Source organism: Anabaena sp. UHCC 0204 (genome assembly GCF_009711975.1).
GTDB lineage: Bacteria > Cyanobacteriota > Cyanobacteriia > Cyanobacteriales > Nostocaceae > Dolichospermum.
Genome location: NZ_VIKW01000021.1, coordinates 70,230 through 90,433 on the forward strand (window position 1 = coordinate 70,230; position 20,204 = coordinate 90,433).

18 protein-coding genes are annotated in these 20,204 nt (G+C 36.2%); 11 read left to right on the forward strand and 7 right to left on the reverse strand.

Annotated elements, in window-relative coordinates; translation table 11 throughout:
* The first annotated feature begins 41 nt into the window (after positions 1-41).
* From FJR04_RS17180 to FJR04_RS17190, 3 genes are all read left to right on the forward strand, one after another.
* The gene (locus FJR04_RS17180) at positions 42-1,304 is read left to right on the forward strand and encodes a dihydroorotase (RefSeq protein ID WP_168496959.1); all 1,263 of its coding nucleotides are present in this window, start codon (positions 42-44) and stop codon (positions 1,302-1,304) included.
* 44 nt (positions 1,305-1,348) lie between these two features.
* A complete protein-coding gene (locus FJR04_RS17185; RefSeq protein WP_168496961.1) occupies positions 1,349-2,785 on the forward strand; it encodes an FAD-binding domain-containing protein in 1,437 nt (478 codons plus the stop codon).
* A 245-nt stretch (positions 2,786-3,030) separates the two neighbouring features.
* Positions 3,031-3,252, forward strand: coding sequence for a hypothetical protein (locus tag FJR04_RS17190; protein ID WP_168496963.1), 222 nt, complete (start codon positions 3,031-3,033; stop codon positions 3,250-3,252).
* Between the two features lie 324 nt (positions 3,253-3,576).
* Here FJR04_RS17190 and FJR04_RS17195 read toward each other — a convergent pair whose 3' ends face one another.
* The 5 genes from FJR04_RS17195 to hsdR all read right to left on the reverse strand — a co-directional run bounded on the left by FJR04_RS17195 (position 3,577) and on the right by hsdR (position 9,868).
* Positions 3,577-5,025 (reverse strand): restriction endonuclease subunit S, encoded by a 1,449-nt coding sequence (locus FJR04_RS17195; protein WP_168496965.1) that lies wholly within the window; start codon positions 5,023-5,025, stop codon positions 3,577-3,579.
* Positions 5,026-5,230: 205 nt separating this feature from the next.
* Positions 5,231-6,472 (reverse strand): class I SAM-dependent DNA methyltransferase, encoded by a 1,242-nt coding sequence (locus FJR04_RS17200; protein WP_217359402.1) that lies wholly within the window; start codon positions 6,470-6,472, stop codon positions 5,231-5,233.
* A 179-nt stretch (positions 6,473-6,651) separates the two neighbouring features.
* Complete coding sequence (locus FJR04_RS17205) at positions 6,652-7,005, reverse strand: DUF5615 family PIN-like protein (RefSeq protein ID WP_168496967.1); 354 nt, start codon at positions 7,003-7,005, stop codon at positions 6,652-6,654.
* Between the two features lie 13 nt (positions 7,006-7,018).
* Positions 7,019-7,351 (reverse strand): DUF433 domain-containing protein, encoded by a 333-nt coding sequence (locus tag FJR04_RS17210; RefSeq protein ID WP_168496969.1) that lies wholly within the window; start codon positions 7,349-7,351, stop codon positions 7,019-7,021.
* A gap of 105 nt (positions 7,352-7,456) precedes the next feature.
* Positions 7,457-9,868, reverse strand: coding sequence for an EcoAI/FtnUII family type I restriction enzme subunit R (gene hsdR, locus FJR04_RS17215; RefSeq protein WP_168496971.1), 2,412 nt, complete (start codon positions 9,866-9,868; stop codon positions 7,457-7,459).
* A 215-nt stretch (positions 9,869-10,083) separates the two neighbouring features.
* On the opposite strand from hsdR, the gene FJR04_RS17220 reads away from it, so the two are divergent.
* From FJR04_RS17220 to FJR04_RS17235, 4 genes are all read left to right on the forward strand, one after another.
* On the forward strand, positions 10,084-10,401 hold the full coding sequence (locus FJR04_RS17220; protein ID WP_168496973.1) for a 2Fe-2S iron-sulfur cluster-binding protein: 318 nt from the start codon (positions 10,084-10,086) through the stop codon (positions 10,399-10,401).
* 102 nt (positions 10,402-10,503) lie between these two features.
* Positions 10,504-10,686, forward strand: coding sequence for a hypothetical protein (locus FJR04_RS17225; protein ID WP_168496975.1), 183 nt, complete (start codon positions 10,504-10,506; stop codon positions 10,684-10,686).
* Positions 10,687-11,045: 359 nt separating this feature from the next.
* Positions 11,046-12,086, forward strand: coding sequence for a DUF3326 domain-containing protein (locus FJR04_RS17230; RefSeq protein WP_168496977.1), 1,041 nt, complete (start codon positions 11,046-11,048; stop codon positions 12,084-12,086).
* Between the two features lie 43 nt (positions 12,087-12,129).
* Positions 12,130-12,711, forward strand: a complete 582-nt coding sequence (locus tag FJR04_RS17235) for a CPBP family intramembrane glutamic endopeptidase (protein ID WP_168496979.1) — start codon at positions 12,130-12,132, stop codon at positions 12,709-12,711.
* 155 nt (positions 12,712-12,866) lie between these two features.
* Here the strand turns inward: FJR04_RS17235 and FJR04_RS17240 are convergent, their stop codons facing one another.
* Together FJR04_RS17240 and FJR04_RS17245 are read right to left on the reverse strand one after the other, a co-directional pair.
* On the reverse strand, positions 12,867-15,590 hold the full coding sequence (locus FJR04_RS17240) for a GAF domain-containing protein (protein WP_168496981.1): 2,724 nt from the start codon (positions 15,588-15,590) through the stop codon (positions 12,867-12,869).
* A 393-nt stretch (positions 15,591-15,983) separates the two neighbouring features.
* Complete coding sequence (locus FJR04_RS17245; protein ID WP_168496983.1) at positions 15,984-16,472, reverse strand: NADAR family protein; 489 nt, start codon at positions 16,470-16,472, stop codon at positions 15,984-15,986.
* A gap of 376 nt (positions 16,473-16,848) precedes the next feature.
* Here FJR04_RS17245 and FJR04_RS17250 point away from each other — a divergent pair, with 376 nt between their 5' ends.
* The 4 genes from FJR04_RS17250 to FJR04_RS17265 all read left to right on the forward strand — a co-directional run bounded on the left by FJR04_RS17250 (position 16,849) and on the right by FJR04_RS17265 (position 20,139).
* Positions 16,849-17,496, forward strand: coding sequence for a histidine phosphatase family protein (locus FJR04_RS17250; protein WP_168496985.1), 648 nt, complete (start codon positions 16,849-16,851; stop codon positions 17,494-17,496).
* A gap of 76 nt (positions 17,497-17,572) precedes the next feature.
* Positions 17,573-18,598: a glucokinase gene (locus FJR04_RS17255; RefSeq protein ID WP_168496987.1), complete on the forward strand. Its 1,026-nt coding sequence runs from the start codon at positions 17,573-17,575 to the stop codon at positions 18,596-18,598.
* Between the two features lie 43 nt (positions 18,599-18,641).
* Positions 18,642-19,244, forward strand: coding sequence for a hypothetical protein (locus FJR04_RS17260; RefSeq protein WP_168496989.1), 603 nt, complete (start codon positions 18,642-18,644; stop codon positions 19,242-19,244).
* A gap of 268 nt (positions 19,245-19,512) precedes the next feature.
* The gene (locus FJR04_RS17265) at positions 19,513-20,139 is read left to right on the forward strand and encodes a Uma2 family endonuclease (RefSeq protein ID WP_168496991.1); all 627 of its coding nucleotides are present in this window, start codon (positions 19,513-19,515) and stop codon (positions 20,137-20,139) included.
* Positions 20,140-20,204: the final 65 nt, after the last annotated feature.

The window sequence follows — 20,204 nt, forward strand, 5'->3', positions numbered from 1 at the left end:
AAAATAGAGAACGGCTAAAGCACTGATAAGTAATATTTCTCATGACAAAAGAACTATTAAAACAAGTAAGAGTAATTGATCCTCTCCGAGAAATTGACGAAGTAGCAGATGTATTAATTGTTGATGGTTATATTCAAGCGATCGCTCCGCAAATTACAGATTTTAGTCCCGATACCGCTATTCGTGATTGTCAAGGTTTAATTCTCGGTGCTGGATTAGTTGATTTATATAGTCATTCCGGTGAACCTGGATTTGAAGAACGAGAAACCCTAAGTTCTTTTTTACAAGCTGCTACTGCTGGTGGTTTTACTAGAGTTAGTGTTTTACCAGATACATCGCCAGTTATTGATAAACCTGCCCTAGTAACACAATTACAACAACACAGAGATCAACAAAAACCTTGTCCTCATCTGCACATCTGGGGAGCAATTACCTTGGATTTAGCAGGTAAACAGTTAACAGAAGTAGCAGATTTAGCCGCAGCGGGGGTTGTGGGTTTTACGGATGGGAAATCCTGGGAAAATCTGGGGGTAGTCAGACGGGTTTTGGAGTATCTTCAACCCTTCGGAAAACCTGTGGCTTTTTGGCCATGCGATCGCCACTTAGCAGCTAATGGTACAATGCGTGAAGGTGCGGAAGCTTTGCGGATAGGTTTACCTCCCATTCCAGTGAGTGCGGAAACAACTGCTATTGCATCGTTATTAGAATTAGTCGCGGATATCGGCACACCAGTCCATATTATGCGTGTTTCTACTGCCCGCAGTGTAGAATTAATTGCCCAAGCTAAAGCTCAAGGTGTCCCCATTACCGCTAGTACAACTTGGATGCACCTTTTACTCGATACAACATCTATTAAGAGTTATCACACATCCTTGCATTTAGATCCGCCTTTGGGAAATAATCAAGATATGCTATCTTTGCGGGACGGTTTGCGAACTGGGGTTATAGATGCGATCGCTATTGATCACGCACCCTACACTTATGAGGAGAAAGTTCAAGCCTTTGCAGAATCTCCACCGGGAGCAATTGGTTTAGAATTAGCATTACCCCTACTTTGGCAAAATCTTGTCACCACTGGGGAATTTACAGCTTTAGAATTGTGGCGCGTTTTGAGTCATCAACCAGCAGCTTGTTTGCAGCAGGAAATTAAAGCAATTCAACCCGGTGAAAAAGCTGAATTAACGTTATTTGATCCTCAGCAAACCTGGAATCTAAACAAAGCAAATCTCCAGACTCTTTCTTATAATACACCTTGGTTTGGTCAAGAAATTACAGGTCGTGTTGTGCAAACTTGGTACAATTAATTGCTAAAATCTAATTTAGTACATAAGAACTATGTTAATATTCAATGTCTGATCTCATTCTGTTTTGGCATCGTCGAGACTTACGCATTTCTGATCATACAGGACTAGCTGCGGCCAGAGAAAAAAGTGCAAAAATTGTGGGTGTATTTTGTTTAGATCCCCATATTCTTCAACGTGATGATATTGCCCCCGCTAGGGTAAAATATATGATTGGCTGTTTGCAAGCACTCCAGGAAAGATATCAGCAAGCAGGTAGTCAATTATTAATTTTACAAAATGATCCTGTTGTTGCTATTCCCAAATTAGCAGCAGCATTAAAAGCAAAAGCAGTATTTTGGAATTGGGATGTTGAACCTTATGCACAAATACGAGATTTAGCAGTAATTGATGCTTTGAAAACGGAAAGAATTGAATTTCTTAACTATAACTGGGATCAGTTACTTCACTCACCAACAGAAATTTTTAGTGGCGCGAAAACTCCTTATACAGTTTATACTCCTTTCTGGAAAAATTGGATTACTAAATCTAAAGCTAAACCAGTAAAAATTCTAGAAAATCTAGAAAATTTAACAGCTAAAGAACAGGAAATTGCTCAACAAGCAGGGACAATTAATTTACCCTTGGCTGAAGATTTAGGCTTTATTTGGGATGGAGAATTACTAATTTCTCCTGGTGAATTAGCAGCACAAGAAAGATTAGATAATTTTGCCCAATCTGCTATTAATGAATATCAAGAACAGCGGAATTTTCCCGCAGTTGATGGTACATCTCAATTAAGTGCGGCTTTGAAGTTTGGTGTAATTGGTATTAGAACAGTTTGGCAAATTACAATAGAAGCATTAGCAAATAGTAATAGTGAAGAAGTAAATGCCAGTATCCAAACATGGCAAAAAGAATTAGCATGGCGGGAATTTTATCAACACGCTATGTATCATTTCCCAGAATTAGCTAATGGTGCATATAGAGATACTTTTAAAACATTTCCTTGGCGAAATAATGAAACATATTTTCAAGCTTGGTGCGAGGGCAAAACAGGTTATCCTATAGTTGATGCAGCTATGCGTCAATTAAATGAAACTGGCTGGATGCACAACAGATGTAGAATGATAGTTGCCAGTTTTTTAACTAAAGATTTGATGATTAATCCCCAATGGGGAGAAAAATATTTTATGCAGAAACTCATTGATGGTGATTTATCTGCTAATAATGGAGGTTGGCAATGGAGTGCTTCTAGTGGTATGGACCCTAAACCATTACGCATTTTTAATCCAGCTAGTCAAACTCAAAAATTTGATGCAGAAGCTGAATATATTCGTCAATGGATACCAGAATTGCGTTCTGTAGATACAGAATATTTAGTAACTGGGAAAATTCCCCCGTTAGAATGTCATGGAGTCGGATATCCTACTCCAATTGTTGATCATCAAAAACAGCAAGCTTTATTTAAGCAATTATATCAGCAACAAAAAGCTGTTAGTTAATTATTTGTCTGAATCAGGATATCTGGTTATCGAGTTTCGACTCCGCTCAACTACCGCGAAGTCGTTCGCGGAGCGTGGCGTTAGCCATAGTACAGGATATTGATTTTTAATGCTGCTGTAGGGGCAATATCTTTTAGAAAGCAAGCTATATGAGGTTTTCATTCAGTTTGCGCGGTGTTGGAAAGATAATGGTAAAATAGGCATATAAAGGCAATTGTCTTTTGGATCAAATCTAGGAGTTTGAGATGGAAACAATTACTATTAATGTTGATAATGAAGTAGCGAAAGCTTACCGAGAAGCAGAAGTTAACAAACAACAAAAACTAAGTGTCATAATTAAGTTGTTTTTTCAACCTGATTTAGCTAATAAAAGTCTTAGTCAAGTGATGGAAGAAATTGCTGATAAAGCTGAAAAGAGAGGTTTAACACCAGAGATATTACAGGCGATTTTAGATGATGATGAATAACCGTATTTATTGCTATTAAATCCTTTTAGAAATATTGAAATTATTACTGCTAATGAATTTTTAACTAGGTTTAATTAATTTTATTTGTCAGAATCAGGATTTTCAGGATTTGAGGATGTACAGGATGTTATTTACCAATTGTCCATTGTTGAATGATATTTATTTGTCTGAATCAGGATATCCAGAATTTGAGGATGTACAGGATGTTATTTACTAATTATCTATTGTTGAATAATACTATTATATTAATCATTTTCTGAATTGAGATTATCAAAATCATTCTACATTCTATCCTGTAAATCCTTTAATCCTGGATATCCTGATTTAGACGAAAGCCTCTCTTAAAACCGTTTGCATCAGGTCTTCTGCTAGTTGTTTTCGGTGTTTGATTTGTGCTTCTAATTGGTCTATTATTTTCATTAAATAATCTACTTTTTCAACTATTGCTTTTTGTTCTGCATGGGGGGGAAGGGGAAAACAAAAACTTCGTAATTTAGTTGCATTAATATTAGATTGTCCTATTGCATCACTTTTAACTGTATTACACCACTCTCTATGAAGTTTAGAGTTCATGACATAATTAGTATAGAAAAAACTGATTTCTCCAAGCATTCTATAACGGACTAAATAACCTGCATAAATCATTTTTTTATCAGAAAGAAATAAAGATGTTTTTCCCACTAATTCACGGCTATTAGTTCTATTAAATAGTAAATCACCATAAAATAAAGCATATTGATCTATTTCTTTTTCTTCATTTGTATATACTAAATTTGTTAAATCAGTTAATCCATTTTGTATATTTCCCATTCTTAAAACAGGGATTTTTCCAGCTTTAAGTGATTTAGAACTTGATCCATATTCAAATCCATCTGCAATTTCTACCAAACGACACCAAACCCAACTATCAGGTAAAGAAAAGGGGATTTCATCGGGTGAAATTTCAGAGAGAGGTTTTTCTTTTTTGAGTTTTCCGTCAGCAATTAATTGTTGTTTTTCCGCTTTGATTTTGGCGAGGAGTGCGGCTGCGTCGGTGTCTGGATCACCTTTTTGGATTGGGTTTTGTTTACGCCATTCTGCTGTTAATTGACCAGAAATAGCTTCTTGTAAAATCGCTTGTTTGAGTTGAGAAATTATATTTGATTGCTTTTCATTTTCATGAATTACATAATTATTATTTAAAATAAATTGATGTAATTGTAGAATTTTAGATTCAATTTTATTATCAAAATATATTACTTCTCTTAAAGAATTATTTTGTAAATCATCTAAGAAAGAGACTATTTTTTCTTGAATTATAAAAGATTTATCTTTATAAGGGATTTTTTGTAATCTTAGATTTTTATAATGGCGTGCGTATTTAGAAGAATTTAGATCAATAGACTTTATTAAATAGTAAAAAAACTTTGGGATATATTCATCTATTGGTTTTAATATTTTTACCCCATCAGCACCAATAATAAATGGAAAATCAATATATTTAACAACTTGTGTGTGATCACCAAATATTATAGTAGGAATGTTTTGATCAATCAATAATTCTTTTTCATCACTATATCCTGAAATTAAATCTTTGCTTTGGGAAACAATAGGATAAAGTCCTACTTTTTTATAATCTTTCTGTAATACAGATTCTTTTATGATAAAATTCTTTTTTATTAATGACTCTTCTACATCTATTTCTTCCCATTTCATATCTGAAATAAGCCAATCAGAGATAATTTGAACATAGGTTCTGATATTAACATTAAAAATATTATCCAAATCATTCATTTTAAATGTCCTTTTTTAAAATCTCTAATATTTCATCACTCTTTCTAAAAGAATCATGCAACATATCCAACAACTCAACCGAACTATAACCCCTTTCAACTTCCGCAACATGGGGATTTTTCACATCTATATTAAAACCATTTTTCTCTAAATCATCAAAACTTATCCGCCATGCTTGTTCACCTTCCTCACGTTTATTCCACCATTATTTTAAAGACTGAAACTCATTTTTATTTATCGGTTTTGTCTTAGAATAAGCCTTCACACCTGACGGTAATTGATGTTCCCAAAACCAGATTTCCTTTGTCCGTTCACCCTTGGTAAAAAATAACAAATTAGTCGCCACAGACGCATAAGGTTGAAACACCGAATTAGGTAAACGGACAATAGTATGCAGATTACAAGACTCTAATAAATGCTGACGAATTCGCGCCTTTACCCCATCTCCTGTTAATGAACCATCAGGTAAAACAATAGCAGCCCGGCCGCCATCATGTAAATACCGCACCATCAATAATAGAAACAAATCTGCGCTTTCTGTCGTGCGATAACTCATAGGAAAATTCTCTTCCACACCATCAGTCACCGAAGCCCCAAAAGGCGGATTTGCTAATATTATATCTACCCGATCTTTATTACCAATAGAAGTATATTCACGATTTAAACTATCTGTATATTCAATATTTGGAACTTCGATTTCATGGAGAAATAAATTTGTCACCGCTAACATAAAGGGTAAAGGCTTAAATTCCATCCCCTTAATCGTCTTTTCTAAAGTTTGTAAATCCCGGACATTATCAACACCTTGCTGACGTAAATGATTAATCGCACAGGTTAAAAAACCACCCGTACCACAAGCAGGATCAAGTACAGTTTCTCCTAACATGGGGTTAACCATTTCCGTCATAAACTCAGTTAAAGCGCGGGGTGTGTAAAATTCCCCATAAGCGCCCGCTGTCTGAAGTTCTCGCAAAATAGTTTCGTAAATATCGCCGAATAAATGTCGATCTTCCGAACTTTCAAAATCAATTTCATTGAGACTATTTAACACCTGACGGATAATAGTCCCATTTTTCATATAATTATTAGTACCCTGAAAAATCTCTTTAATAATTAATGCCCGTTTATTACCCGTGCTAGTGTCTAAATTCCTCAATTTAGGGAACAAATCCTTATCAATAAAATCTCGTAACTCATCACTTGTTAAAGACTTTTTACCATTAGTCATTCCCTGTACAGAAACCGCCCAATTACACCAGCGTAAATGTTCAGGAATAGGGGAAATAAAATCATCTTTAATTAATTCTAATTCATGATCACTTGCATCTAAAATTTTCAGAAATAATAACCAACCTAACTGTTCAATTCTTTGTCCATCTCCAGAAACTCCTGGATCTTTTCGCATGAAATTACGTAAACTTTTAATACTACCGCCGAGATTTTTCATTGTGAATTATGGAAAAGGTAAATAAAAATGTATAATGTAAGAGAATAACATAAAATAGTTACATTTTGTCAGATTGTCAGAATCAGGTGGTTATCGAGTTTCGACTCCGCTCAACTACCGCGAAGTCGAGATAATATCGAGGATTTAAGGATTTTTAGGATTTGAGAATAGATGAAAAATTAAAATGGAATTGACATAATTTGATTAATCCACTCTTCTGATTGAGAAACTTCCCAAACAAGAATAATTGCTTCAATCGCTTCACTAATTGATAAATTTTGGGAAACAATTAAAACTCCAGCACTGGTTTTTGATATAATAAATTCACCAAATTCCAAAGGCATGGTTTTTCTGTCATGAGTAACTAAGATTCTATCTTGCTGTGCTGCTATTTCTAAAACCTCTGGATCTTTTTTACCTTCTAGGTTTGCTGTATATGCTGATTGAAAATCAATATTGGGTTGTCTTCTAATAGTCCCGGTAACAATCGCTTGTTTTAGGTCCGCATCTGCTTGAAATTTAATAACTGTCATAAATAGCTAAATATCATATTTTTTCTGATTTTTGGATTTGACTGGTTTTTAATTTCTGGTATAGCAAAGGATTTTTTTCTCTAGTTGATTGTTGTAATTTCTCAAACTCCGTTTCACCTTGCTTTAAATAAGTATCAATTGCTTCACGGTTAGCAAGATAAAAGGCGATCGCTCCATAAACTTGTTCTAATGACAATAAAGGAAAGTTTTGGGCTATAATTTCAGGAGCATCTCCATTGAGAAAACTATATACTATTGAATCTAGCGAAACTCTTGTTCCTTGAATCCAATAACCCTCATTTCTTTGTTCAATATATTGTTTTGTTTTTGTGACAGTTATGGTCATAGGATTAATATTTATTTACCTACTATGTTGATGGCATTATAGCATATTTGTTAGTATTCATTAATCACCTAGTATTATCTGCGTTCCAATTTTATTCATAACTAATTATTCTGCTATTTTATACAACTCACAGGTTAATTCTCGTAAAGCGGAAATATATTGAGATTTACCACCAAATATTTTCACAATTTCTGGAGGAGAACCAAATTGTTTTAGCGGTTCTAATTTCAGTACAGACAAATCTTCAATATTTTCAATTCCCTCATTAGCATATTTTTCTAAAAGTGCATTTAAAACCGCCCTTGCTTTTTCACCATATTTAGTAAAATAATCTCGTTTTCGGACATTTTCTGCTCTTTCTTTACGAGTTAAAGGTGGACGATTCCAAGCAACATAACAAATTAAATCAAACAAATCTAAATCTTTTTTAATTTCCTGTTCTAACTCCTCAACAATAATATCATGGTTTCGTAATTCTGCAATTAAAGCCGTTTTTTTATCTGCTTCCTTCCAGCGTATTAGAAACTCATCTAAACTGCTAAATTCCTGCAATAAATTTTGTTTAGTATAATCCTTTAAACTTGCAGTAACTAAATCTCCTGCTTCATTCAAATATTGCACTCTTTCATTAAGAATCGCAATAGAAACCCCTGTAATATAAATCTTATCCCGTTTTTCAGAAACAATATTTCCGCCTTGAATAATTTTCGGTTTACTATAGGTAAAATCCTCAGCCCTTTCGTTAAAATTAATCACTTCCCCAGTATCTTGATCAATAATAGATTCCGTTAAATTCCCATTAATATCTTCTATGGTTAATGGTTGATTTTGAGCGAGTTCTTTAATCATAATGGGATGATGATTAAAATTAGGATCAGCAAACTTATCGGTAACATTTCTAAAATCCATGATTGTGAAAAACTGCTTATCAAATTGTTCATTAATTCTTGTACCTCTACCAATAATTTGTTTAAACTCCGTAGGTGATTCAATATTAGAATCAAGTACAATTAATTTACAAGTTTGTGCATCAACCCCCGTCGTCATTAATTTAGAAGTTGTCGCAATTACCGGATAACGTTCTTCAGGATTAATAAAATTATCAAGTTCGCGTTTTCCTTCCTTATCTTCTCCAGTAATACGCATCACATATTTATGATTTTTTAAAGCTAAATTCCCCGCTTCATTGATAATTGCTTGACGCATTCTTTCCGCGTGTTCTGTATCTGTACAGAAAATAATTGTCTTTGCATAAACATCTGTCTTTTTTAAATATTCCATTACCCTTTTAGCGACGGTTTTGGTTCTTTCATCAATTACTAAATGTCTATCAAAATCTTTGAGATTATAGATTCTATCGTCCACAAAATAACCTGATTTATCTCGTTTTCCCATTTCAGGACGATAACCTTCTAAATCTACATTTAAACCCACCCGAATCACTTTATAAGGTGCAAGAAACCCATCATCAATCCCTTGTTTTAAAGAATAGGTGTAAACTGGTTCACCGAAATATTCAGTATTAGAAATTTCTTTGGTTTCCTTGGGAGTAGCAGTTAAACCGATTTGGGTAGCACAACTAAAATATTCTAAAATTTCTCGCCATTTACTATCATCAGCCGCACTACCGCGATGACATTCATCAACTATAATTAAATCAAAATAATCAGGGTTAAATTCTTTATAGGCATCTAGCAAATCATCATCATAATTTACTAAACCTTGATATAAGGCTAAATATATTTCAAAAGCGGTATCAATAACTTTATTTTTAATCACTGTCATTTTGTCTTTAAAATGCCTAAAATCACCACGTTTTGTTTGACTAATTAAAGCAGTTCTATCAGCTAAAAATAATACCTTTTTCTTAATACCATTTTTCCACAACCGATAAATAATTTGAAAGGCAGTGTAAGTTTTCCCTGAACCTGTAGCCATAACTAAAAGTAAGCGATTTTGACCTTTAGCGATCGCTTCCACCGTGCGATTAATCGCAATTTGTTGATAATAGCGAGGTTGACGACCTTGAGAATCAAAAAAGTAATCAAAACTCGCTATTGCTTCCGCTTCTGGTGTTTCTATTCCTTTAAATTTCTGATATTTCTGCCAAAGTTGATCAGGAGTGGGGAAATCATCAAGATTTAATTCTCGTTCAATTAAATGAGAAAAACCTGATTTATCATGTTCTAAAAAACCATCTCCATTAGAACTAAAAGCCACAGGTAAATCTAAAATTTCTGCATAATTTAAAGCCTGTTGCATACCAGCACCAACAGGATAAATATTTTTTTTAGCTTCAATAACAGCAATCGGAATATTCGGTTTATAATAAAGAATATAATCGGCTTTTTTTGCCTTTCCCCGGCGTGTTTGATTCCCTTTTACATAAATTCGACCATCAGTAAAATAGACCTGTTCTCGAATTTGCTTGGTGATATCCCATCCTGAACGCACCAAGGCAGGTAAAATATATTTTGTACAAATATCCTGTTCTGAAAGTTCTCGTTTATCAGTCATCGGTCAATTAACCTATTTTGATATAAGAATTACTAATTTAGTATAAGATATTATACGTATTGATTGTATAGATATAAATAAATTGGTTAATGCCGCAGTATCCGATCAGAATTTAGCAATGTTAAAAAAGATAAACTTTCGCAAATCTGACAAGATTGCTATATATTATCAAGTAGAATAAAATATTTGTCTATTGTCAAAAACTGCTGTTATATATGTCCAACGTTTACACCGTAGAAATTAATCACCAAGGTAAAATATATACTCTGCAAGTTCCTGAAACTGAAACTATCCTCTCAGCCGCTTCAGCTACTGGTTTAGACTTACCGACTTCTTGCGGTGCTGGTGTTTGCACAACTTGTGCTGCTTTGATTACGGAAGGAACTGTAGATCAAGCAGATGGTATGGGTGTAAGTCCAGAATTGCAAAAACAAGGCTATGCGCTACTTTGTGTTGCTAAACCCCTTTCTGATTTAAAAATTGAAACAGAAAAAGAAGATATCGTTTATCAAGCGCAATTTGGGAAAGCTTAGGTAATAATGGACAATTGACAATTGACAATTGACAATTGACAATTACTAATTACCACTAAGTTTCTGTATTCTCAAAATCAACAATACAAAGGATTGAGACTTATGACAACTCACTTTATTACAGCCGAAATCGAATTACAAGAAACTCCAACTGAATTAGAGAAAGCTATTACAGCCGAATTACAAAAACAAGGTGAACCCCTGCGTTGGGCTATTACTGCTGTTGATGAAGAATCCCAAACTGCTACAGTAGAAGCTGTTGTGACGACTGCAAGTGTTGGTTAATAATTAATGGGCAGCGATCGCCTATAATCATACCAAGCGATCGCACATTTTTTTAACTAAAATCTATTAACTGTAATTTCATTTCCCCCCCCCAACCTAGATTTTCACAGGCAATATTTTGTGTAGAAATTCGCTTTTGTAATCTTCCTGAAATATTCAATATCTTGATATTTAACGTAATTATTGCAGCATTTTATATACAAAACCTACCTTGATAAGTGTGTTCCAAACAATAAATGATCCAAAACCAGAGATTGCTTCATTCCGCTCCGCTCCATTCGCAATGACAATTGGGCATTTTTTTACTTGGAATACTCTAACTCCTGAATTTTGCTGCAAATTAGTAATTAGTCTTAACTATGCACCAACCATATACCGTACTTTTAATTATCCCCACAGGCATAGGAGCAGCGATTGGCGGTTATGCTGGTGATGCCTTACCAGTAGCTAAAATTATATCACAGGTGTGCGATCGCTTGATTACTCACCCCAACGTCATGAATGCAGCGAGTTTATACTGGAATATTCCCAACGCTTTCTATGTCGAAGGTTATGGTTTAGATAAATTTGCGGCTGGAGAATGGGGTTTACGTCCCGTCCGTAGTAATAGAGTCGGTTTACTTTTAGACCAGGGAATCGAACCAGAATTAATGCTGCGACACCTGCAAGTAGCCGATGCAGCCAGAGCAACACTAGGATTAAATATCACAAATCATGTAATTACAGATGCCGCATTAAACGTAGAATTACGGATATCTCCATCAGGTACAAGTTGGGGAACAATCGGGAATCCTGATAGTTTATTACGGGCTGCTGAGAAATTAATTATAGAAGAAAAAGCCGAAGCGATCGCTGTTGTTAGCCGTTTTCCCGACGATATGGACGAAACAGCCGTCCAAAACTATCGCCAAGGTCAAGGAGTAGACCCTCTAGCGGGTGCAGAAGCCGTCATTAGCCATTTATTAGTCCGCACCTTTAAAATCCCCTGCGCCCATGCTCCAGCCCTTTCTCCCAGTCCTCCAGCCCCCAATTTATCACCCCGTACAGCGGCTGAAGAACTAGGCTACACATTCTTACCTTGTGTTTTAGTTGGCTTGAGTAACGCCCCGCAATTTATCATCAACACAGAAGTCCACAATTCTCTATCCACTGATATTTGGGCAGATCAAGTTGATGCTTTAGTTATTCCTACCACCGCCTGTGGAAGCAGTGCTGTATTGAATTTAAGCCAAAAACAATGTCAGATAATTACAATATCAGAAAATAAAACTTTGATCCAAGTTTCTGCCCCCATGTTAAGAATTCAAACCTTACAGGTAAACTCATACTTGGAAGCAATAGGCGTATTAGTCGCTCATAAAGCAGGTATTAATCCTTTATCATTAACAATTGATAATTAACAATTACCCATTATCCAATTAGCAATTATTTATCTAAAATCCTGTGGTTGAACAACAAAAACAAGAACCAGAAATTCCTTACCTAACACGCACCCAAGTCTTAGTAGCAATGGGTGTGACAGCAATTATTCTCTGGATAGTTGCCAAATTATGGTTACGTTGGGGCAATATCATCCTTTTCCGATGGCATTGGCACGAACAAGATTTATTATTAGGAATTGGCTTAGGACTAATCATTACTTTTTTAAGTGGTTTGGCTTATCGTCTTTCTCCTCCTTATCGCAAAAGTGCAGATTATTATCTAGAACTAGTTCTTAAACCTCTAGCTTTACCAGATTTAATCTGGTTAGGATTACTACCAGGTTTAAGCGAAGAATTATTATTTCGAGGTGTAATGCTACCCGCTTTAGGCGCAGATCATACGGCTGTGATCGTATCCAGTCTTTGTTTTGGAGTCTTACACCTCAGTGGACCCGAACAATGGCCTTATGTAGTTTGGGCAACTATCATTGGTATCATTTTAGGTTATAGCGCCCTATTAAGCGGCAACTTGTTATTGCCAATAGTTGCTCACATTGTCACAAATTGTCTATCTAGTTATTTATGGAAAACCCAAAAACTTTAGATTTTTCCCAGTAGGGGCGAAGCATTCGGAAAATAAACTTGGGGAAAAACCGAGAATTTGTCGCCCGAATGCTTCGCCCTTACACCGAATGCTGATGCTTCCAGTCCCGTCAGGGATACGCCCTTACACCGAATGCTTCGCCCTTGTCACTTAACTTACCCTTCAACTGTCCTGAATTTCAGGGGAATTTCAATCCAGAATTCTGTTCCCTGACCCGGTTCTGAGATACACTCCATCAATCCACCATGCTTTTCCACCACAATTTGATAGCTAATTGCTAGTCCTAATCCTGTACCTTTACCAACTGGTTTGGTTGTAAAAAATGGGTCAAAGATTCGTTGTTTCACTTGTTGACTCATTCCTGCGCCATTATCAGCAATACTAACTAGGACATGAGTATTGCTTGTGGAGACTCTAGTAGAAATGCGGATAGTTGGTGAAAATTTAATTTTTGTTTCTGACTCACAGGTGAGGACATCAATAGCATTACTGATAACATTCATGAATACTTGATTCATTTGTCCGGCATAGCATTCTATTTCTGGTAATTTGCCATAATCTTTAATGATTTCAATACCAGAAAAACTACCATGAGACTTTAAACGATGTTGCAGAATTAGTAAGGTATTATCAATGCCTTCATGCAAATCAACGCTTTTGTTTTCTGCTTCATCTAAACGCGAAAAGTTGCGTAATGATAAAACTATTGAGCGAATTCGATTTGTTCCTACTTGCATAGATGACATGATTTTAGGTAAATCTTGTACCACAAAATCAAAATCTATGGATTCTAAAGCAGCTTTGATTTTACCTTCTGGTTTAGGGTATTGGGACTGATAGAGTTGGAGAATTTCTAGAAGTTGTTCGGTGTGGTCATTGGCATGACTTAAGTTACCGTAGATAAAATTAACGGGATTGTTGATTTCATGGGCTATACCTGCTACTAACTGTCCTAAACCAGACATTTTTTCACTATGAATTAATTTTGTCTGGGTTTCTTGGAGTTGGTGGAGAGTTTGTTCTAATTGTGCGGCTTTGGCAGTAGCTTTTGCTTCGGCAACACAGCTTTGTTCATAGAGTTGGGCTTGTTGGATAGCAACTGCGGCTTGGTCTGCTAACTGTTGTAATAAGTCAATTTCTGTTTCTTGCCAGGTTCTAGGGGCTGCACACTGGTGGGCTATGAGTAATCCCCAAAGTTGAGTATCAATTGTAATAGGGACGATGAGATCAGCCTGGATTTGTAAACTTTGTAAAAATTCTCGATGACAAGGAGTTAATATTTCTGTGGATACATTATTAATGGTTCTGGTTCTACCCCGCAAGTAAAGATTCGCAGATGCTTCGGGAAAGCATCCTGATGGTTGCTGAGTTCCCAGGATTGATGGCCAATTACTGTTGATATCTTCAACAATTACATTACCTTCAAATTGATTCAGAAATTTATAAATCAGCACTCGGTCAGTATTAAGAAGAGAACGTACTTCCCTGACGATAGTTTGTAGGGTGATATTCAGGTCTAATGTGCCACGCATCTGATCTGTGACTTCTTTAAGTGCTTTGGTCAGAGATAATGATTTTTCTAATTCAGCGGTTTTTTCTTTAACTCTTTGTTCTAGTTGGTTATTGAGAATATATAATTCTTTGTATGTTTGTTGTTGTTGAATGGCCATTGAGAAGTTATGACATAAACCTGTAGCTAGTGATATATCTTCTCGTTTCCATTCTGGTGCTTGTCCTTTTTTTGTTTCTTGCCATAATTCAAAGGAACGATTTGGGAATGTTTGGTAATGATTTTGTTCACGCTGTCCAGCCCAAAGAATTTTGGTGTCAAATTCTGGACGAAAAATGCTGAATACACCAAGAAAGTTTTCCCGATAATGGAGGGGTATTACCATCATGCCCCGGATTGATGTGGGTTTAAAGGCTAGGGCTAATACTCGCAATGATGGTTCTTGATAAAGGTCGGAAATTGCATAAATTTGTCCTGGGTTGGATTCTCCTATCCACTGTTTCCAAACAGGATGCTGTTCAATGATGGTGTTTTCTGATTTGTAGGGTAGTTGGGGTTGTTGACCTGATATGTATAGTTCTTGGGTAGATTCGATATAAAGTCTGCCACCGATGCCGTTAAAAGCAGTTATGGTTTCTTCTACTGCTGTTTGCATTTGCATGGTGGGGAGTTGATGCAGGAGAGTGCTAATCCGGTTAATGATGGCTTCTCGCTTTTGCTGGGTAAGGCTTTCGCTGAGGAGGTTACTTTGAGAGATGGCGATCGCTACTTGGTCGGCAATTTGCTGGACTAATTTAAGTTCCCGCTGGAAAATTGTTCTGGGTTGACTATGGTGTGATACTAATAATCCCCATAATTTTGGTTGTGATGTTTCTTCTGTCAGGTCATAGTTTAAAATTGGCACTACTAAAGACGACTGTACACCCATTGCCTGTAGGTATTGGATGTGACATGAATCAACCTGGCGGTAGTAAATATTCTGGGATAGTAAGCTTTTCCCAGTCTCCTGAGATATAAGTGGTGATAATCCAATTGTGCCGCCAGCTACATCGACAATTGAACGCTGTTGTGCTGATAAGAACATTTCCCTGGCTTCTAAGGGAATATCACTTTCGGGAAAGTGTAAGCCTAATAAGGATGGTAGCCGTTGTTCATGGATGGATTCAGCGATGACTTCACCACTACCATCAGGATCAAACTTATATACTTTCACCCGATCTGTATTCAAGAATGCACGGACTTCATTAACAGTCGTTGTTAATATTTCTTGAAGATCGAGCGATCGCCTAATTTGTTTGATCATCCGGTGCAGTAAACTTTGTTGGTCTAAATTTTGCTGCGAACCGTTTGGTTTATCGGTAAATGTCATTGCTTATCTTCACCTAATCGCAAATATAAATTTTTGTAAAATATGCCCTAATAAAAGTTTATAGCTTATAGAATTGTAAATTTACAATCTTTAATTTTCAATAAAAACTGCACTTAATTTTATACTAGGGTGAATATATTTATTATATGATTACATCTTTTATCCAATCTCAGTAATAATACTAAAGTAAATTTTCATATACGGCTCTTTTGATTAATTTTTGTATCATTCTGGGACAGAAGTGAGAACAAACTAATTCAAAATTTAAACTCTACAGCAGAATTCACCCAGTCAGCCTGCCATAAAAAAAGTATAACTTACCTGACGTTAAAATCTTAGAATAGAGATATATCTAAACGTAATCTATCCCCTATCAACTGCATTTTTTATAGTTCATTCTGAATTTCTATAATTCTGGACTACGGAATTTTTGTTTGATAAAGTCCGGATCTCTGTTCGCACACTCATGAGGATTTTACCTAAGTGATTTTCCCCTGTATGATCTGCACCACCTCCCCAGAAATAGTCTGTAGGTGAATCTTCCATCAAGATTTCATCACCTGTCATTAATAATACTTCTTTAATTTCTGGATGAGTGATAAACTTTTTTAGTACAGCTACCCGCATAACTTGAGTTTTGACTAATTCCCAATCTAGACGGAGACGGCGAGTGTGACAACGCCCTAAAGCAGCGGCAATTTCCGGAGTAGCAGCCCCATGGATTAAAGGTATAATTGAGGCATCTGGACTACCGACAAACTTTTGCCCTTGATAATAATGTTCAACAGTTGGCCAGTAAGTCCCAGCGATCTCAATACCGTGGGGAGAAAAGTTAGAAAAACAACCATAGGGCTGCCAAACTTTGTAAAAGTAAATAGTCATTGGAAAATTTCTCTTTTATATATCAATAATGATACAAATAAATAATCGTATTTTAACCTTCTGTTTTATGTCTAGAGATGATTGGGAATTAGTGAAAAAACTGATTCACAGAATATAAAATAAATGTAATTCCAGGAACAACCTTTGGTAAAAGATGGTTGCTATTTGTGTGTTGCTTGTGGTGCATTACAACAAGATATAGCCCAAGCAGGTAAAGATTTAGTTAAAGGTCTGGAAATTATCTAATTTTAATTAGACACAAATAGACTTTCAACTCTGTCATAGAGTATACCTAGATTTTGTATTTCAAATATCTGTAATATATTGTATCATAATCGCAGATCCAAAATTAATACACGTTAAGATCATTTCATCCATGAGTCAAATTGTTTGGATAGCAAGACACGCTAACCGCCTCGATTTCGTATATCCCGATTGGTTTCTGACTGCCGAAAGACGGTATGATCCACCGTTATCTGATGACGGTATGATCCAGGCGCAGCAATTAGCAAAACGACTCAAAGGGAAAAAAATTGCCCATATTTTCGCTTCTCCCTTTTTGCGAACCATCCAAACTGCTAATGCGATCGCTGAAGTTTTGGATTTAGCGATTAAACTAGAAATAGGTTTGAGTGAATGGCTTAATCCAGCATGGATGACTGAAGAACCTGAAAAACTCTCAACTTCAGCTTTAGTAAAATTATTTCCCAGAATTGATACTAGTTATACATCGCGCATAGCTGCAAAATACCCGGAAACGCATGAAAAGGTGCGGGAACGTTCAGCCCAAACTGCTAGGTGTCTATCTACTGAATTTTTCCCCCATGATATCCTATTGGTGGCACATGGCGCTTCTGTATTGGGGGCAGCAATGGGATTAGTAGGAGATATAGCCAAAAGTGAAGTTAAAGCTTCTTTATGTTCTTTAGTAAAAGTTGTGCGTCAAGATTCAGAATGGTTGCTAGAACTAAAAGGAGATACTTCTCATTTGACGAAGATTGAGGAAATTGTCCGATTTGTGTAAATCTTTGAATTGTGGTTTTCCATAAATCGCAACTGACAGTAACTAAGCAAAAATAACTTACTAGCTAATAAATTTTATGACATTGCTACTAGCAGGAGACATAGGTGGAACAAAAACTATTTTACGTTTGGTGGAATTCTCAGAAACACTAGGTTTAAAAACTCTGTATGAAGAGAGTTTTCGCAGTGGAGATTTTCCCGATTTAGTCCCCATAGTCCAAAAGTTTTTGATTACAGCTAACTCTAGCACACCCGACAAAGCTTGTTTTGCGATCGCAGGTCCTGTAGTCAAAAATACCGCTCAGTTGACCAATTTAGCATGGTTTCTCGATACAGATCGTTTATCTGAACAACTGGGTATTCCAGCAATTTCTCTGATTAATGACTTTGCGGCTGTTGGTTATGGTATTTTCGGGTTAACAAAACAGGATTTGCTAACTTTGCAAGTTGGTAAACACCAACCAGCATTACCAATGGCTGTAATCGGTGCAGGAACGGGTTTAGGACAGGGATTTTTGATTAAACAGGAGAATCAATATCAAGTCTTTCCTTCAGAAGGTGGACACGCAGATTTTGCCCCGCGCAATGAGTTAGAATTTCAATTGTTGAAATATCTATTAGATAAACATGATATTCAACGAGTTTCTGTAGAAAGAGTTGTTTCCGGGTTGGGAATTACTTCTATTTACCAATTTTTACGCGATAAAAAAATAGCCACTGAATCTCCAGAAATTGCCCAAGCTGTAAGAACATGGGAACAAGAAGCCGGACAAGCTGAAAAAACAGTTGATCCTGGTGCATTTATTGGTAGTGCAGCTTTGGAAAAAAGCGATCGCCTTTCGGAACAAACCATGCAATTATTTATTGCAGCTTACGGTGCAGAAGCTGGTAATCTGGCGCTAAAACTCCTGCCCTATGGAGGATTATATATTGCTGGTGGCATCGGTCCCAAAATCCTACCTTTAATGCAAAATGGTAGTTTTATCTTGAATTTTACCCAAAAAGGGAGAATGCGTTCTCTACTCGAAGAAATACCCATTCACATAATTCTTAACCAACAAGTCGGATTAATTGGTGCAGCTTTGTGTGCCTCTAGGTTATAACTAGCAACAACAGTGAAATCTGCATCTACAAATTTTATAACTTATGAATAGCAAAATTTTACTATCTTTGATTGCTGCCACTTTTTTATCTAGCGGTTATGCTGTCGCTAGTGTGCATTCATCCAAACCAACAATCTCCCAACAGAAATCTATTGTTCCTCAAATAGTACAGCCTAAATGGAGGACATTTACCGCCCCAGACGGACATTTTACAGTATTAATGCCAGGAATGCCCGCACGAAAAACCCAAGTTCAAAAAACTTACATGGGGGAAATAAAATTAGAAATATTTTTAATCCAACCACCAGAACAAGAAGCTGCATATATAGTTACATACAATGAATTTCCTGATAGCTATGTGCAGATGAATAGCCCTCAAAAACTCATGGATGAAGCCCAGTATATGGAACTAAAAACTACCAAAAGTAGATTAATAAATCAGCGCAATATTCGTAGTTCTAACTTTCATCCTGGCAGAGAAATTGAATATGTAAATGCAATCGGAAAAGTTACAAAAACGAGGATGTTTGTTGCTCATAATAGATTATATAAGGTTATGGCAATTACTTCTGAAAAACAGCATGAAACTTTAAATAAAACTACTACAGGCTATTTAAATTCTTTTCACTTAGTTGTTAAGCCTTAATGGCAAGGAAGCAGGGGAGCAAGGGAGCAGGGGAGCAGGGGAGCAGGGGAGTAGGGGAGTAGGGGAGCAGGGGAGCAAGGAAGCAGAGGAGCAGGGGAGCAGGGGAGCAAGGAAGCAGAGGAGCAGGGGAGTAGGGGAGCAAGGAAGCAGAGGAGCAGGGGAGTAGGGGAGCAAGGAAGCAGAGGAGCAGGGGAGTAGGGGAGCAGAGGAGTAGGGAAAACTTCTTAACAACTGACAACTGACAACTGACAAATCACCAATTACCAAAATGCAATTACTAACTGAAACTTGGGTAACAGCAACTTGGGATGAATATATTCAATTAATTGAAAATCCTAAATATATAAAATCCAAAGGCTATTATCACAATGGAAAAATGAGGGTAGAAATGTCACCAATTGGGAATGATCACGCCAGCGACCATAGTATTATTATATTTGCTGTTAGCTTATTTGCAACAATTCAGGGAATTAATTTTAATAGCAAAGATAATTGTACATATAGAAAAATTGGATTTCAAGAAGTCCAACCCGATGTTTCTTATTACATTGGTGAAAAAGCAAATGTTATTCCCTATGGAACTTCTATTGTTAATTTAGATGTTTATCCAGTACCAGATTTAGTAATTGAAGTTGCTAATAGTTCCCTCGCAGATGATAAAGGGGAAAAACGCCTCATGTATGAAGATTTAGGTGTAGCTGAATATTGGGTACTTGATGTTCAGAATGTCCAGGTTATCCCCTTTGTTATTGAAAATGGCGGTAGTAGAAGAATTACTGAATCTCAAGTATTACCAGGATTACAAATTTCCCTACTGAATGAAGCATTAAGAAAAACTCGACAAATGGATCATAGCCAAGTTTGTAGTTGGTTGTTAAGCCAATTTCAGCAATAATTAGCGTTTGCTGATAGCGTAGTATTGATAGTTAACAATTGACACATAACTCTTGACTCCTGATT